Genomic DNA, 17465 nt, shown 5'->3' on the forward strand with positions numbered 1-17465 from the left:
TTACCATTAAGTACTCAGCCGCGAAACTCGCCACGGCCGTTGTACTTAGCTTTTGCACCCAGTTGCTCTTCGATACGCAGCAATTGGTTGTACTTGGAAACGCGATCGGAACGGCACAGCGAGCCGGTCTTGATCTGGCCAGCCGCAGTCCCCACGGCCAGGTCGGCAATGGTGGAATCTTCGGTTTCGCCGGAGCGGTGCGAGATCACAGCCGTGTAACCTGCAGCCTTGGCCATCTGGATGGCTTCCAGGGTTTCGGTCAGGGTGCCGATCTGGTTGAACTTGATCAGGATCGAGTTAGCGATGCTCTTGTCGATGCCTTCTTTCAGGATCTTGGTGTTGGTGACGAACAGGTCGTCGCCTACCAGCTGCACCTTCTCACCGATTTTGTCGGTCAGGATTTTCCAGCCATCCCAGTCAGACTCGTCCAGACCGTCTTCGATGGAGATGATCGGGTAACGCTGGGTCAGACCTTTGAGGTATTCAGCAAAACCTTCGGAGCTGAACACTTGGCCTTCGCCCGACAGGTTGTACTTGCCGTCTTCGTAGAATTCGCTGGCCGCGCAGTCCAGCGCCAGGGTCACGTCGGTGCCCAGGGTGTAACCGGCATTGGCGATGGCTTCGGAAATGACTTTCAGAGCATCTTCGTTGGACGCCAGGTTCGGTGCGAAACCGCCTTCGTCGCCCACTGCGGTGTTCAGGCCACGGGCCTTGAGCACTGCTTTGAGGTGATGGAAGATTTCGGTGCCCATGCGCAGCGCGTCGGAAAAGGTCTTGGCGCCAACCGGCTGAACCATGAACTCTTGAATGTCGACGTTGTTATCGGCGTGCTCGCCACCGTTGATGATGTTCATCATCGGAACCGGCATCGAGTAAACACCCGGAGTGCCGTTCAGGTTGGCGATGTGTGCATACAGCGGCAGGTCCTGGTCCTGTGCAGCAGCCTTGGCCGCAGCCAGGGATACAGCCAGGATGGCGTTGGCGCCCAGGGAGCCTTTGTTCTCAGTACCGTCCAGCGCGATCATCGCGTGGTCCAGCGCCTTTTGGTCAACCGGGTCTTTACCCAGCAGCAAATCACGAATCGGGCCGTTGATATTGGCAACGGCTTTCAGCACGCCTTTGCCCAGGTAACGGCTTTTGTCGCCATCACGCAGTTCCAGCGCTTCACGGGAACCGGTGGAAGCACCGGACGGCGCGCAAGCGCTGCCGATGATGCCGTTGTCGAGAAGCACGTCCGCTTCCACAGTGGGATTGCCACGGGAGTCGAGAACTTCACGACCTTTGATGTCGACGATCTTTGCCATTGTTGTAAATACTCCAAAGTTGACGAAAACGACGCAGCTGAGGGAAATATTGTTATCGGCGGCAAGGGTCAAATAGCGGGCAGCCTTGCGGGCGATAAGGCTCGGGCCCTGAGGCCCGAGAAATCGTGCGGTACTTTACCGGAGAAACGAGGGTTACGCGGTTTCTATTGTCGGAAAACTTTTAACCAACTCATCCAGCGACTTCAGCTGAGCCAGGAATGGCTCCAGCTTGTCCAGGCGCAAGGCACAAGGGCCGTCGCACTTGGCGTTGTCAGGATCCGGGTGTGCTTCCAGGAACAGACCGGCCAGGCTCTGGCTGATACCAGCCTTGGCCAGGTCGGTTACCTGGGCACGACGACCACCGGCAGAGTCCGAGCGACCGCCAGGCATTTGCAGCGCATGGGTCACGTCGAAAAACACCGGATATTCGAACTGCTTCATGATGCCGAAGCCCAGCATGTCGACAACAAGGTTGTTGTAGCCAAAGCTGGAGCCACGTTCGCAGAGGATCAACTGATCATTGCCCGCTTCTTCGCATTTGCTCAGGATGTGTTTCATTTCCTGAGGCGCAAGGAACTGGGCTTTTTTGATGTTGATCACGGCGCCGGTCTTGGCCATGGCCACGACCAGGTCAGTTTGACGCGACAGGAAAGCCGGCAACTGGATGATGTCGCAGACCTCGGCGACCACGGCCGCTTGCGCAGGCTCGTGGACGTCGGTAATCAGCGGCACACCGAAGGCGGCCTTGATGTCCTGAAAAATCCGCATGCCTTCTTCGAGGCCTGGGCCACGGTAAGAGCTGACAGATGAACGATTGGCCTTGTCGAAACTGGCCTTGAACACGTAAGGAATACCAAGCTTTTCGGTGACCCGTACGTACTCTTCGCACACCTGCATGGCCATATCACGGCTTTCCAGCACGTTCATGCCACCGAACAAGACCATTGGCTTGTCGTTGGCAATTTCGATATTGCCTACACGGATAATCTTTTGCGCCATTCTGATTACGCCTTCTTCTCGTGTTGCGCCAGTGCAGCCTTGACGAAACCGGTGAACAATGGATGGCCATCACGTGGCGTGGAGGTGAACTCCGGGTGGAACTGGCAAGCGACAAACCAAGGATGGTCCGGAGCTTCAACCACTTCTACCAACGCGCCGTCACCGGAACGACCGGTCACTTTCAGGCCTGCTTCGGTCAGTTGCGGCAGCAGGTTATTGTTCACTTCATAGCGATGACGATGACGTTCAACAATCACGTCCTTGGCATAGCAATCGTGAACCAGGGAACCGGCTTGCAGCTGGCAATCCTGCGCGCCCAGACGCATGGTGCCGCCCAGGTCGGAAGTTTCGGTACGGGTTTCGACTGCACCGGTGGCGTCTTCCCACTCGGTGATCAGACCGACAACCGGATGGCCGCTGCTGCGATCGAATTCGGTGGAGTTGGCGTCTTTCCAGCCCAGCACATTACGTGCGAACTCGATAACCGCTACTTGCATGCCCAGGCAGATACCCAGGTATGGCACCTTGTTCTCGCGTGCATATTGAACGGCAGTGATCTTGCCTTCGACGCCGCGCAGACCGAAGCCGCCCGGAACCAGAATGGCATCACAGCCTTCAAGCAGCTCGGTGCCTTTGTTTTCGATGTCTTCGGAGTCGATATAGCGCAGGTTGACCTTGGTACGGTTGGAAATACCGGCGTGGCTCATCGCTTCGATCAGCGATTTGTACGCGTCCAGCAGTTCCATGTACTTGCCGACCATCGCGATGGTGACTTCGTGCTCCGGGTTCAGCTTGGCGTCGACGACCTTGTCCCACTCGGACAGGTCGGCGCTGTTGCATTCCAGGCCAAAGCGCTCAACGACGAAATCATCCAGGCCCTGAGCGTGCAGCATGCCCGGGATCTTGTAGATGGTGTCGGCGTCTTCCAGCGAAATGACAGCACGTTCCTCAACGTTGGTGAACAGCGCGATCTTGCGACGCGAAGACACATCAACGTGGTGATCGGAGCGGCAGATCAGTACGTCTGGCTGCAGGCCGATGGAACGCAGCTCTTTAACCGAGTGCTGTGTAGGTTTGGTTTTCGTTTCGCCAGCGGTGGCAATGTACGGAACCAGAGTCAGGTGCATCAGCATGGCGCGCTTGGCGCCCACTTCGATGCGCAGCTGACGGATAGCTTCGAGGAACGGTTGCGACTCAATGTCACCCACAGTGCCGCCAATCTCAACCATCGCTACGTCGGCATCGCCGGCGCCCTTGATGATCCGACGTTTGATTTCGTCGGTGATGTGCGGAATTACCTGAATGGTTGCACCCAGGTAATCACCACGGCGCTCCTTGCGCAGGACGTGTTCGTAAACGCGGCCCGTGGTGAAGTTGTTGTTCTGGGTCATGGTCGTGCGGATAAACCGCTCGTAATGGCCCAAGTCCAGGTCGGTTTCGGCGCCGTCGTGCGTGACGAACACTTCACCGTGCTGGAACGGGCTCATGGTGCCCGGATCAACGTTGATGTAGGGGTCCAGCTTCAGCATGGTGACCTTAAGTCCCCGCGCCTCCAGGATGGCTGCCAATGAAGCCGAGGCAATGCCTTTCCCCAATGAAGAAACAACACCGCCCGTGACGAAGATGTAGCGCGTCATGAAAAACCCTAGAAGTCTGCGTTAAAGCGGTCAGAGCCGCCGGGGAAAGCGAAGGAAGGCCGAAGCCCCCAATCACCAGCATTAGTCACAGTGCACCTTTCGAAAAACTGCTGCGTTGAAACAGACCGATGGAAACCACCGGTTCGATGCAAGCCACACATTTTTTTAAAATCGCCCAGCAAAGACTGCTTGGTAATCGGCAACATCTGCAATTCTGGTGAATCCACAGAAGTTGTATCAAGAAGGGAGCGTAGTCTACCGGAAACCCCCTTTCAGCTCAAACCTTGATCGCTCGAAGTTGGCAGCCACTGCAATTTCCAGTGCCCACAGGGGCTGGAGTCCAGTCCAGGGAGGTTTGCCACGGCCAATAACTGCTCATTGCGGTACAGAAGCGGCAATCTGCCACGGGCAAACAACGGAACACCTCGCTCGTTGAGCAGCCGCTTGAGATCACGATGACCGCGCTGTGCCTGCGCCATCACTTCGCCCCCTAGACGATAGCTCACTTGCAAAGGGCCATCCGGGATATCCCCGACAAAATGCACACGACCATTACCCGGCAGCGCCAGGGCCTGATCAGGACAGGGCCACAACACGGGGGCGATCGGTTGGTGCAACCATTCGCCGGCCAGCCACCAAATACGCCCACCGGCACGATGCAACTCGCCGTCTGCGAGCTTCCACACCGGCTGCGCATCGATGCGGGCATCCCGCAGGGCATCCCACCCCGCCCAATGGTCGGTGTCCGGCAATGACGTGAAGGCTGACAGCCAGTGACGCAAGGCATTGCGCTGACGGGCAGGTGACAGGCTGGCGATGGCGGTCAGTTCCAGGGAGGGCAAGCCAAGCCAGGCAAACTCGCTGGTAGAGCCCGCAGCGTGCAAATCCTGCTGGGCCAGTTCATCCAGCAAACCCTGCGCCTCGGCACAGTGCACTGCGCTGCGGGCCATGCTGGCAGCCGCCTGGGGCCAGCGCCGAGCGAGGATCGGGAAGACTTCATGGCGCAGAAAATTGCGGGAAAAATCTGTCTGGGTGTTAGACGGGTCCTCAATCCAGCTCAGACCCTGTGTTCGGGCATATGACTCAAGCTGGGCGCGGGACACGTCCAGCAAAGGTCGGCACAGGTGTCCTGCGCCCAGGCGACGCTGGCGCGGCATGCCCGCCAGGCCGCTGACCCCCGCCCCGCGCAACAGGCGAAACAACAGGGTTTCAGCCTGGTCATCGCGATGCTGCCCGAGCAGCAGCACCTCCCCGGCACCGCTGATCGCCGCAAACGCCTGATAGCGCGCATCCCGCGCCGCACGCTCGACACTTGCTCCCGCCTGCACCTGCACGGCAATCACCTGCAAGGGCACTCCAAGCCCCTTACACAGTGCCTGACAATGGGCTGGCCACGCATCGGCCGCCGCCTGTAGGCCATGATGCACATGGACAGCGGTGATAGGCGGTAATGAGTGGGTTTTACGTAATTGAACGAGAAGGTGCAGCAGAACGGTGGAATCGAGTCCGCCGGAGAGCGCGACGTGCCAGGCCTTGGCGTTGCGCCAGGGGCCGAGGGCTTGCAGAAGTAGAGTTGACATGTCAGCCATTAAAAGCCCCTCACCCTAGCCCTCTCCCGGAGGGAGAGGGGACTGACCGCACGCGGTAGCGAGAACACCACCAATCAGCTCCCTCTCCCTCCGGGAGAGGGTTGGGGTGAGGGCCGGTTTTAATCAGGTATCAGAGACCGTAGCTCATCAAACGATCATAACGACGCTTGAGCAGGGCTTCGTGATCCAGCTTCTTGAGCATGTCGAGCTGGGAAATCAGATCGGCACGAATGCTCGCAGAAGCCGCAGCCGGGTCACGGTGCGCGCCGCCCAATGGCTCGCCAATCACCTTGTCGACGATGCCCAGGCCTTTCAGGCGCTCGGCAGTGATACCCATGGCTTCAGCTGCGTCCGGCGCTTTTTCGGCGGTTTTCCACAGAATGGAGGCGCAACCTTCCGGCGAGATCACCGCGTAGGTCGAGTACTGCAGCATGTTCAACTGGTCGCACACGCCAATGGCCAATGCACCGCCCGAACCGCCTTCGCCGATAACGGTGGCGATGATAGGGGTTTTCAGGCGCGACATGACGCGCAGGTTCCAGGCAATGGCTTCGCTCTGGTTGCGCTCTTCGGCGTCGATACCCGGGTAAGCACCCGGCGTGTCGATAAAGGTCAGGATCGGCATCTTGAAGCGCTCGGCCATTTCCATCAGACGGCAGGCCTTGCGGTAGCCTTCAGGGCGCGGCATACCGAAGTTGCGTCGTACCTTTTCACGCACTTCACGGCCTTTCTGATGACCAATCACCATCACTGGCTGATCGTCCAGACGGGCAATACCGCCAACAATGGCAGCGTCATCGGCAAAGTGGCGGTCGCCATGCAGCTCATCGAACTCGGTGAAGATGTGATCGATGTAGTCCAGCGTGTAGGGACGACGCGGGTGACGGGCCAAACGGGCAATCTGCCAGCTGGTCAGCTTGCCGAAAATATCTTCAGTCAGCGTTTTGCTTTTGTCTTGCAGACGAGAGATTTCATCACTGATATTCAGCGAATTGTCATTACCAACCAAGCGCAACTCTTCGATTTTGGCTTGCAGGTCAGCAATCGGCTGTTCGAAATCAAGAAAATTCGGGTTCATAAGCATCCGTCTTGGGTCGGCGGCAAAGCATGCCAGAGGGTCTGAAACCCAGCAATTGCTGGCGTTTCTAACCGAGCTGGGGCAGCCGGTTGATCTGTATCGCGCCTACCTTAAGGGACAGGCGCTCTCAGGTCGAGATTAAAAATTCAGGTCGAGGTCAGGGCGCAGCTATGGCCCCTGACCGTCAACGGTATTGGAGGAAGACGTTGTCTCGCCCGAACTGGTCACGCAGGGCTTGAATCAAGCTGTCTGCCGGATCGATCCGCCAGGTCTCGCCAAACTGCAGCATGGCCTTGGCCTCTTCGCCCGTGTACTCCATGGTGACAGGACAGGCTCCGCGATGTTTTTTCAGCAACTCGCCCAGATTACGCAACTGATCACCCTTGAGCGCGTCCCGGTTCACTTTCAGGCGCAAGCTCTCGGCCAGACTGGTGCGTGCATCTTCCATGCTCATCACCCGTTTGACCCGCAGGCGCAGGCCACCGGAGAAGTCGTCATTGCTGACTTCACCTTCGACCACCACCATCGCATCAGTCTGCAACAGCGACTGCGCCGAATGAAACGCCTCGGCAAACAACGACGCTTCAATGCGCGCCGAACGGTCATCGAGAGTGATAAAGCCCATCTTGTCGCCTTTTTTGTTCTTCATCACCCGCAACGCGATAATCATCCCGGCAACGGTCTGGGTATCACGGGCTGGCTTGAGATCAATAATGCGCTGGCGGGCAAAGCGGCGGATCTCGCCCTCGTACTCGTCAATCGGATGGCCGGTCAGGTACAGGCCCAGAGTGTCCTTCTCGCCTTTGAGTCGCTCCTTGAGCGTCAGTTCCCTGGCCTTGCGGTGGTGGGCATAGACGTCCGCATCAGCCTCGACAAACAACCCGCCAAACAGGTCGGCGTGCCCGCTGTCATGGGTGCGCGCAGTTTGTTCGGCTGCCTTGATCGCTTCTTCCAGCGCCGACAGCAACACCGCACGGTTCTGGTCGATGTTGGCTTGCCAGGCCTTGGGCTCGTCATGGAAAAACGGCCCCAGGCGGTCAAGGGCACCGCTGCGGATCAGGCCATCAAGAGTACGCTTGTTGATACGTTTGAGGTCAACCCGGGCGCAGAAATCGAACAAATCCTTGAACGGGCCGTCCTGACGCGCCTCGGTAATGGCCTCGACAGGCCCCTCGCCCACCCCCTTGATCGCCCCCAGGCCATAAATGATCCGGCCTTCATCGTTCACCGTGAACTTGAACTCCGAGGCATTCACATCCGGCGCATCGAGACGCAGCTTCATGCTGCGAATCTCTTCGATCAGGATCACCACCTTGTCGGTGTTGTGCATATCCGCCGACAGTACCGCGGCCATAAATGGCGCCGGGTAGTGGGTTTTCAGCCAGGCGGTCTGGTACGACACCAGGCCGTAGGCAGCGGAGTGGGATTTGTTGAAACCGTAACCGGCGAATTTTTCCACCAGGTCGAAAATGTTACCGGCCAGGTCAGCGTCAATATTGTTATTGGCGCAACCTTCAATAAAGCCACCTCGCTGCTTGGCCATTTCTTCAGGTTTTTTCTTACCCATGGCCCGACGCAGCATGTCAGCGCCGCCGAGGGTATACCCGGCCATGACCTGGGCAATCTGCATCACCTGTTCCTGATACAGGATGATGCCGTAAGTGGGTGCCAATACCGGCTTGAGGCCTTCGTACTGATAATCGGAGTGCGGGTACGCCAGTTCGGCACGGCCGTGCTTACGGTTGATAAAGTCATCAACCATGCCTGACTGCAGCGGCCCTGGACGGAACAGGGCCACCAGTGCGATCAAGTCTTCCAGGCAGTCGGGTTTGAGCTTTTTGATCAGCTCTTTCATACCGCGCGACTCGAGCTGGAACACCGCGGTGGTTTCGGCCTTTTGCAGCAACTGGTAGGTCGGCTTGTCGTCCAGCGGGATAAAGGCGATATCCAGCGGTGGCTCGTCGACCTTGGCGCGATCGCGGTTGATGGTTTTCAACGCCCAGTCGATCACTGTCAGGGTCCGCAGACCGAGGAAGTCGAACTTCACCAGGCCAGCAGACTCAACGTCATCCTTGTCGAACTGGGTAACCAGACCACCACCCTCTTCGTCGCAGTAAATCGGCGAGAAGTCAGTCAGTTTGGTCGGTGCGATCACCACACCACCGGCGTGCTTGCCGACGTTACGTACAACGCCTTCAAGCTTGCGGGCCATTTCCCAGATTTCGGCCGCTTCTTCATCGACCTTGATAAAGTCGCGCAGGATTTCCTCCTGCTCGAAGGCTTTTTCCAAGGTCATACCGACTTCAAACGGAATCATCTTCGACAGACGATCCGCCAGGCCGTAGGACTTGCCCTGCACCCGCGCCACGTCACGGATTACCGCCTTGGCGGCCATCGAACCGAAAGTGATGATCTGGCTTACCGCGTTGCGTCCGTATTTTTCGGCCACATACTCGATTACCCGGTCGCGACCATCCATGCAGAAGTCGACGTCGAAGTCGGGCATCGATACCCGTTCCGGGTTAAGGAATCGTTCGAACAGGAGGTCGTATTCCAGCGGATCAAGGTCGGTGATCTTCTGTACATAGGCCACCAGCGAGCCGGCACCCGACCCCCGGCCCGGCCCTACCGGTACGCCATTGCTCTTGGCCCACTGAATAAAGTCCATCACGATCAGGAAGTAACCCGGGAACCCCATCTGGATGATGATATCCAGTTCGAAATTCAGCCGGTCGACATACACCTGACGCTTGGTGTCGTAATCCTCGGTGGTGTCTTTGGGCAGCAGAACGCTCAGGCGCTCTTCCAGGCCGTCAAATGACACCTTGCGGAAATATTCATCGATGGTCATGCCATCAGGGATCGGGAAGTTGGGCAAAAAGTGAGTGCCCAGCTTTACTTCGATATTGCAGCGTTTGGCAATTTCAACCGTGTTTGCCAAAGCATCAGGCAAGTCACTGAACAGCTCGGCCATTTCCTCGGCGCTTTTCAGATACTGCTGATCGCTGTAATTCTTGGAGCGACGCGGGTCGTCCAGTGCCCGGCCCTCACCAATGCAGACGCGGGTTTCGTGAGCCTCAAAGTCCTGTTGCCTGATAAAGCGCACATCGTTGGTTGCCACCAGCGGCGCGCCGATCTTGTCTGCCAGGGCCACAGCCGCATGCAGATGCTCTTCGTCATTGGGACGCTTGGTACGCTGCACTTCGATATAGAAGCGGTCAGGGAACACCGTCATCCATTCTCGGGCCAGGGTCTCGGCTTCTTCAGTGTTGCCACTGATCAGCGCGACACCGATCTCGCCCTCTTTCGCAGCCGACAGCATGATCAGGCCGTCGGCGGCCTCGGCTACCCACTCGCGCTCGATGATGACCTGGCCATTGCGCTGGCCATCGATGTAACCACGGGAGATCAGCTCGGTCAGGTTGCGATAGCCCAACGGGTTCATCGCCAACAGGCTGATACGGCTGAGGGGGTTTTCAGGGTCCTTGTTCGACAGCCACAGGTCTGCACCACTGATCGGCTTGATGCCGCCGCCCATGGCCGCCTTGTAGAACTTGACCAGGGAGCACATGTTGTTCTGATCGGTCACCGCGACAGCGGGCATATTCATGCCGGCCAGAGTTTTGATCAGCGGTTTGATCCGCACCAGGCCATCGACCAGGGAGTATTCAGTGTGCAGGCGCAGGTGAACGAATGAAGCCGGCATGGTGATCCTGTCTATAAGCTTTGAGAAACAACAAGGCCCGGATTGTACCGGGCCTTGGCAAAAACATCAGCCTTATGGCTAAAGGCCTTCAAGGGCCTCGTAAGCACGACGCACCGGACCAAACGAACGGCGATGTATCGGTGTAGGCCCCAGGCGCTCAAGGGCTGCAAGATGAACGGCCGTTGGGTAACCCTTGTGCCCGCCAATGCCATAGCCAGGGTACTGCAGCTCGAATGCAGCCATTTCGCGGTCACGGCTGACCTTGGCCAGAATCGATGCCGCGGCAATTGCCGGTACCTTGCTATCGCCCTTGACCACGGCCTCGGCTGGCATAGCCAGCTTGGGGCAACGATTACCGTCGATCATGGCCAGTTTCGGGGTAATGCTCAGCCCTTCAACAGCGCGCTGCATGGCCAGCATGGTGGCGTGCAGAATGTTCAGCTCGTCGATTTCTTCGACTTCGGCCCGAGCAATGCACCAGCTCAGTGCTTTTTCACGAATTTCGTCGAAGAGCTTTTCGCGACGGGCTTCAGTGAGCTTTTTCGAATCATTGAGCCCGGCGATAGGCCGATTGGGGTCGAGAATCACGGCGGCCGTTACCACGGCACCGCACAAGGGGCCACGACCCACTTCATCGACACCCGCCACGAGGTCTTCGACCAGATTGAAGTCCAAGCCGATTTGCATGGTTACTTTACTCATTTGGATTGTGCAATCAGGCCCAGTACCGCTTTGGCGGCCTGATTGGAAGCGTCGAGACGCAAGGTGCGATGAATTTCGTCAAAGCCGCGGGTCTGCTCTTCACCACCCTCAAGCAAAGGCAGCAAGGTGCGGGCCAGTGCCTCAGGCGTGGCTGCATCCTGCAACAGCTCGGGCACCAGCATGCGCTGGGCCAGCAAGTTGGGCAGCGACACATACGGGCTTTTGACCAGACGCTTGAGAATCCAGAACGTGAGACGCGCAAGACGATAAGCCACCACCATCGGCCGCTTGTACAGCAAGGCTTCAAGAGTGGCCGTGCCCGATGCGATCAAGACCGCATCACAGGCCGCTAGCGCGAGGTGCGACTGGCCGTCGAGCAAGGTCAGCGGCAAGTCGCGCCCCACCAGCAACTGTTCGATCTGCTCGCGACGCGCTGCGCTCGCGCAAGGCAATACAAAGCGCACATCAGGGCGAGCTTGGCGGATTATTTGCGCGGCATCGAGAAACAACCCGCCAAGCTTGCCAACTTCACCACCACGACTACCCGGCATCAAGGCGACCAACGGCCCGTCAGGCAGGCCCAACTCGGCGCGCGCACCGGCCTTGTCGGCCTCAAGAGGAATGGTGTCTGCCAGCGAATGCCCGACAAAACGCACGGGCACACCGTGCTCTTCGTAAAAGCGCGCCTCGAATGGCAGCAACGTCAGCATCAAATCGCAACCTTCGCGGATTTTCAGCACGCGCTTCTGCCGCCACGCCCACACGGACGGGCTCACATAATGCACGGTCTTGATCCCGGCACGACGCAATTGAAGTTCGATATTGAGGGTGAAATCGGGGGCGTCGATGCCGATAAACACGTCGGGCTTTTCGGCGATCAGGGTCTGAACCAACAGCTTGCGGCGCTTGAGCAATTCACGCAGGCGACCCAGCACTTCAACCAGACCCATCACCGACAGACGTTCCATCGGGAAGTAGGAGCTCATGCCCTCTGCTTCCATCAATGGACCACCCACGCCGATAAATTCGATATCAGAATGCTGGGCCTTGAGTGCCCGCATCAACCCCGAACCCAATATGTCGCCCGAGGCCTCACCCGCTACCAGCGCGATACGCAATCTGGCCATGACTAGCGCGTGATGCCGCGAGTGGAAGAGCGTATGGACTCTACAAACATGGCAACTTCCGGGAACTGCGCAGCAGGCTCGGCCAATTCTGCAAGCGCCTGATCAACAGTCAACCCCTGGCGGTAAACCACCTTGTAGGCACGACGCAAGGCATGGATGGCATCGTCACTGAAGCCGCGACGACGCATGCCTTCGAAGTTCATGCTGCGTGCTTCGGCAGGGCTGCCAAACACGGTTACAAATGCAGGAACGTCCTTGCCAATGGCAGTGCCCATGCCCGAAAAGCTGTGCGCACCGATGTGGCAGAACTGATGGACCAGGGTAAAACCGGACAGGATGGCCCAGTCACCCATGTGCACATGGCCTGCCAACGCAGAGTTATTGACCAGGATGCAATGGTTGCCAATAACGCTGTCATGGCCGATATGGGCATAGGCCATTACCAGGTTGTGATCACCCAGCGTGGTTTCAGAGCGGTCCTGAATGGTGCCGCGATGAATGGTGACACCTTCACGAATCACGTTGTGGTCACCGATCACCAGGCGAGTTTCCTCACCCTTGTACTTCAGATCAGGGGTGTCCTCGCCTACCGAAGAAAACTGGTAGATGCGATTGTGCTTACCGATCCTGGTTGGGCCCTTGAGAATCACATGCGGCCCAATCACAGTCCCCTCGCCGATTTCCACACCAGCGCCGATGATCGACCAAGGGCCGACCTCGACGTCGTCGGCCAAAATGGCCGTCGGATCGATGATTGCGCGAGGGTCAATCAAACTCATAGTTTGCGTTCCGCACAAATGATTTCAGCCGAGCATACCGGCTTGCCGTCAACCGTTGCCTGGCACTCGAACTTCCAGATGGAACGCTTGCAGCTCAAGAACTTGGCCTCAAGGATCAGTTGATCACCTGGCAGCACAGGCTGACGAAAGCGTAGCTTGTCGGAACCTACGAAGTAATAAAGTGTACCGTCAGCCGGCTTGAGGTCCATCATCTTGAAACCAAGGATGCCGGCTGCCTGAGCCATGGCCTCGATGATCAACACGCCCGGCATGATCGGGTGGGCCGGGAAGTGACCGTTGAAAAAAGGCTCATTGATGCTGACATTCTTGTAGGCACGAATGCGCTTGTTCTCGACATCCAGATCCACCACTCGGTCCACCAGCAGGAACGGGTAACGGTGGGGCAGATATTCGCGAATCTCGTTGATGTCCATCATTTCGTGGGGAAGCCTGTAATAAAGATTGGGCGCGCGCGACTAAGGCGCGCTCCTCTAGCAAATCAAGGAAGCAAACCAATGGCTCTGCACGCTTGATATGGAAATTGTATTAACCTTTTGAAGAAGCTTTACCGCCGGGGGTCACTTACCGACGTGCTTTTCCAGTTGTTTCAATCGCCGGGCGATATCGTCCAGCTGACGAATACGTGCCGCACTTTTGCGCCACTCGGCGGCCGGCTGCATCGCGGTACCGGAAGAGTAGGCGCCAGGCTCGGTAATCGAGTGGGTCACCATTGTCATGCCAGTCAAGAATACATTGTCACAAATTTCAATGTGCCCCACCAAACCGACACCACCTGCCAGCATGCAGTGCTTGCCGATCTTGGTGCTGCCCGAGATCCCGACACATGCGGCCATGGCCGTATGGTCACCGACCTGAACGTTGTGCGCGATCTGGATCTGGTTATCCAGCTTGACCCCATTACCGATTACGGTATCGGCCAGGGCGCCGCGGTCGATGGCCGTGTTGACACCGATTTCGACATCATCACCAATGGTCACACCACCGATTTGCGCGATTTTTTGCCACACGCCTTTTTCGTTGGCAAAACCAAAGCCTTCACCGCCCAGCACTGCGCCCGACTGAATAACCACGCGCTTGCCGATGCGAACATCGTGATAAAGCGTCACGCGTGGAGCCAGCCAGCCGCCTTCACCGATTTCGCAACGCGCCCCGATAAAGCAATGAGGGCCCACCGTGACACCGGCAGCGATGCGCGCACCGCTTTCGATGACGGCAAACGCACCAATGCTCGCCGCAGGGTCAACCACCGCGTCAGCAGCAATCACTGCCGATGGATGAACGCCGGCAGTGGCTTTGGGTTTGGGATCAAACAGATGGGAAATCCGCGCATAAGCCAGGTAAGGATCCGGCACAACCAGGGCATCACCGGGATACTCTTCGGCGTCAGCAGCCTTGAGCAATACAGCTCCGGCCTGGCAGTCGACAAGGAATTTTCGGTACTGGGGGTTGGCCAGAAAGCTCAACTGAGCTGGGCCAGCCTCTTGTAAAGTGGCTAGCCCAGTGATTTCTTTCTCCGCAGAGCCACGCAAGGTGGCCCCGAGGAACTCGGCCAATTGGCCGAGTTTTATAGTCGCAGTCATAATTACTTCAGCTGATTCATGCGCTCGATAACTTGGCGAGTGATGTCGTACTGAGGTTTAACATCAATCACAGCACCACGCTCGAACACCAGGTCAAAGGCGCCTTTTTTGATGACTTCTTCAACAGCGCTGTCCAGTTTCGGCTTCAGCTGTTTCAGCATTTCACGGTCAGCAACGGCTTTGGCTTCGTTCAGTTCCTTGGACTGGAACTGGAAGTCACGGGCCTTTTGCTTGAATTCAAGCTCCAGACGCTCACGCTCGCCCTGCTGCATTTTGTCGCCGCCTTTTACCAGACGGTCCTGAATACCCTTGGCGCTGCTTTCCAGGCTTTTGAGCTTGGTCAGTTGCGGGCCAAATTTCTTCTCGGCATCTACGGCGTAACGCTTGGCGGCGTCCGATTCAAGCAATGCCATCTGATAGTTCAGCACGGCAATTTTCATGTCGGCGAAAGCCGGGCCAGCCACTAGAACCGAAGCCAGGAGAACCAATTGAGTCAACTTACGCACGATGCACTCCTAAAAAATCCGTTGTCTGTATCTGAAGTCAGGCTTTAGAAAGTCTGGCCGAGGGAGAATTGGAACACTTGAGTGTCGGCATCATCCGGTTTCTTGATCGGCATGGCCAAGCTGAAACTCAGCGGGCCAAGCGCAGTCACCCAGGTCACACCAACACCCACAGAGCTGGCCAGGTTGCTGAAGCCGATATCGCAATCCTTGGTATCGCCCTTGCAGTTGGTGTCGAACACGTTACCCACATCCCAGAACACGGAGGTGCGCAGGGAACGCTGGTCTTTGACGAACGGCATAGGGAACAACACTTCCACACCACCCTGGATCAGCACGTTACCACCGAATGGCAGCGGATCCTGGTCCGGGTCGGCAATGGTGCCTACGTTACCGGTTACACCAGCACCACGGCTTGGGGTGCTGCGTGGGCCCAGAGCGCTGTCCTTGAAGCCACGTACCGAGTTGAAGCCACCCGCGTAGTAGTTTTCATAGAACGGCAGGCCTTCGGTGGAACCATAGCCATCACCATAGCCCAACTCGGTGTGCAGGCGCATGGTGTAGGTGTCGGTCAACGGCTGGAACAGCTGGGCACGGTAGTCCAGCTTGTAGAACTGCAGGTCGCTGCCTGGAATGGTGGTTTCAAACACCAGGCTTTGCGAGCTGCCGCGAGTCGGCAATACGCCTTTGTTCAGGGTCGATTCAGACCAGCCGACCGATGCCTTGAAGTTGAGGTACTTGTCGCCTTCACGGTTTACGAAGTCGAAAATCTCGTCAACGGTGTACTGGCCGGTGCTGATTTCATCCTGCTGCACAGTCAGGCCATAGGTCAGGCGCGATGTGTCGCTGATCGGGTAGCCCATGGTGATACCAGCACCCAGGCTGTCCACCGAGTAGTTTGCTACGTCAACGTCCAGGTCTTTGTAGTCGGTAGTGCGGTAGAAAGCGTTGTAACCCAGGCTCACACCATCAGCTGTCCAGTACGGATCGACATAGCTGAAGTTGTAGCGGCTCTGGTATTCGCTGCGGGTCAGGCCAATGCTGACCTTGTTGCCCGTACCCAGGAAGTTGTTCTGGGTAATCGAACCGCCCAGGATCAAACCTGCGCTCTGGGCAAAACCGACGCTGGCGGTAATGGAACCCGACGCCTGCTCTTCTACTGCATAGTTCACGTCAACCTGATCGTCAGTGCCTGGCACTGCCGGAGTCTCGACGTTGACTTCCTTGAAAAAGCCCAGACGCTCAAGGCGGACCTTGGACTGGTCAATCAGGTAAGTCGATGCCCAGCCACCTTCCATCTGGCGCATTTCGCGACGCAGCACTTCGTCAGCCGACTTGGTGTTGCCGCGGTAGTTGATGCGGTTGACGTAAGCACGCTTGCCCGGATCGACCACAAAGGTGATGGCCACGGTGTGATCTTCAGGGTTTGGCTGAGGTACGCCGTTGACGTTGGCGAAGGTATAGCCCTCGTTACCCAGACGACGGGTGATCAGCTCCGAGGTGGTGGTCATCAGCTTGCGCGAGAACACCTGGCCCGGCTGAACCAGCAGCAGCGACTTGATCTGATCTTCCGGAACCTTGAGGTCACCGCTCAGTTTCACTTCGCCAACATTGTATTTTTCGCCTTCATTCACGTTTACGGTGATGTAGACGCTTTTCTTGTCAGGCGTGATCGATACCTGGGTCGAAGCAATATCCATATTGATATAGCCGCGATCGAGGTAGTAGGAGCGCAGACGCTCAAGGTCACCCGACAGTTTTTCACGTGCGTACTTGTCGTCGTTCTTGAAGAACGACAGCCAGTTCGTGGTCTTGAGTTCAAACAGGTCAACCAGGTCGGACTCAGGGAAAACCGTGTTGCCCACCACGTTGATGTGCTGGATCGCGGCAACCGTGCCCTCGTTGATATTGACCTTCAAGGCAACCCGGTTACGCGGCTCGGGCACCACTTCGGTGTCTACCGTCGCCGAGTAGCGGCCCTGGGCAACATACTGGCGTTGCAGTTCGTTGCGCACGCCTTCAAGGGTGGCGCGCTGGAAGATTTCACCTTCGGCCAGGCCCGACTGTTTAAGACCTTTCATAAGGTCATCAGTGGAGATCGCCTTGTTGCCGTCAATGGTGATGCTGGAGACGGAAGGACGTTCGACAACCGTGATAACAAGCACATTGCCATCACGACCCAGTTGGATGTCCTGAAAGAACCCGGTTTTGAACAACGCACGAGTGGATTCCACCAGACGGCGGTCATCCGCTACTTCACCCACGTTCAGAGGCAACGCGCCAAACACACTACCGGCGGAAACCCGCTGGAGGCCGTTGACACGGATATCAGAGATAGTGAAGGACTCGGCGTGAACTTCGGCGATCATCAGTACGGCGAGAACCGCAGTTAGCAGCAGACGTTTCATGAAGTCCTTTCTTATTCCAACTGGCAATAAAC

General features: G+C 57.4%; 12 protein-coding genes and 1 pseudogene. All 13 read right to left on the reverse strand.

Translation table 11 applies throughout. The features are described from left to right. Positions 1–14: 14 nt before the first annotated feature. Positions 15–1304, reverse strand: a complete 1290-nt coding sequence (gene eno / locus HBN79_RS11325) for a phosphopyruvate hydratase (RefSeq protein ID WP_095001321.1) — start codon at positions 1302–1304, stop codon at positions 15–17. A gap of 153 nt (positions 1305–1457) precedes the next feature. Next, the gene (gene kdsA, locus HBN79_RS11330) at positions 1458–2303 is read right to left on the reverse strand and encodes a 3-deoxy-8-phosphooctulonate synthase (protein WP_016781998.1); all 846 of its coding nucleotides are present in this window, start codon (positions 2301–2303) and stop codon (positions 1458–1460) included. Between the two features lie 5 nt (positions 2304–2308). Next, positions 2309–3940, reverse strand: a complete 1632-nt coding sequence (locus HBN79_RS11335) for a CTP synthase (RefSeq protein ID WP_029611550.1) — start codon at positions 3938–3940, stop codon at positions 2309–2311. Positions 3941–4212: 272 nt separating this feature from the next. Next, positions 4213–5529, reverse strand: coding sequence for a tRNA lysidine(34) synthetase TilS (tilS, locus tag HBN79_RS11340; protein WP_169916734.1), 1317 nt, complete (start codon positions 5527–5529; stop codon positions 4213–4215). Between the two features lie 130 nt (positions 5530–5659). Beyond that, positions 5660–6607, reverse strand: coding sequence for an acetyl-CoA carboxylase carboxyltransferase subunit alpha (locus tag HBN79_RS11345; RefSeq protein ID WP_016781995.1), 948 nt, complete (start codon positions 6605–6607; stop codon positions 5660–5662). A gap of 184 nt (positions 6608–6791) precedes the next feature. Beyond that, the gene (gene dnaE / locus HBN79_RS11350; protein ID WP_095001318.1) at positions 6792–10313 is read right to left on the reverse strand and encodes a DNA polymerase III subunit alpha; all 3522 of its coding nucleotides are present in this window, start codon (positions 10311–10313) and stop codon (positions 6792–6794) included. 78 nt (positions 10314–10391) lie between these two features. After that, positions 10392–11000 carry a ribonuclease HII gene (rnhB, locus tag HBN79_RS11355; protein WP_095001317.1) on the reverse strand — a complete coding sequence of 203 codons (609 nt, stop codon included), beginning with the start codon at positions 10998–11000 and terminating at the stop codon, positions 10392–10394. Between the two features lie 11 nt (positions 11001–11011). Then, positions 11012–12142, reverse strand: coding sequence for a lipid-A-disaccharide synthase (lpxB, locus tag HBN79_RS11360; RefSeq protein WP_095018170.1), 1131 nt, complete (start codon positions 12140–12142; stop codon positions 11012–11014). A gap of 2 nt (positions 12143–12144) precedes the next feature. Then, on the reverse strand, positions 12145–12921 hold the full coding sequence (lpxA, locus tag HBN79_RS11365) for an acyl-ACP--UDP-N-acetylglucosamine O-acyltransferase (protein WP_095001315.1): 777 nt from the start codon (positions 12919–12921) through the stop codon (positions 12145–12147). Continuing rightward, a complete protein-coding gene (gene fabZ, locus HBN79_RS11370) occupies positions 12918–13358 on the reverse strand; it encodes a 3-hydroxyacyl-ACP dehydratase FabZ (protein WP_016781990.1) in 441 nt (146 codons plus the stop codon). Before fabZ ends, lpxA begins: the two co-directional genes overlap by 4 nt. Before the next feature lie 109 nt (positions 13359–13467). Then, positions 13468–14522 (reverse strand): annotated as a pseudogene (lpxD, locus tag HBN79_RS11375) (UDP-3-O-(3-hydroxymyristoyl)glucosamine N-acyltransferase). A 2-nt stretch (positions 14523–14524) separates the two neighbouring features. Continuing rightward, positions 14525–15028 (reverse strand): OmpH family outer membrane protein, encoded by a 504-nt coding sequence (locus HBN79_RS11380; protein WP_003440444.1) that lies wholly within the window; start codon positions 15026–15028, stop codon positions 14525–14527. A 44-nt stretch (positions 15029–15072) separates the two neighbouring features. Beyond that, a complete protein-coding gene (bamA, locus tag HBN79_RS11385) occupies positions 15073–17433 on the reverse strand; it encodes an outer membrane protein assembly factor BamA (protein WP_095001313.1) in 2361 nt (786 codons plus the stop codon). Positions 17434–17465: the final 32 nt, after the last annotated feature.

Source organism: Pseudomonas sp. WS 5051 (assembly GCF_012985715.1).
GTDB lineage: Bacteria > Pseudomonadota > Gammaproteobacteria > Pseudomonadales > Pseudomonadaceae > Aquipseudomonas > Aquipseudomonas bubulae.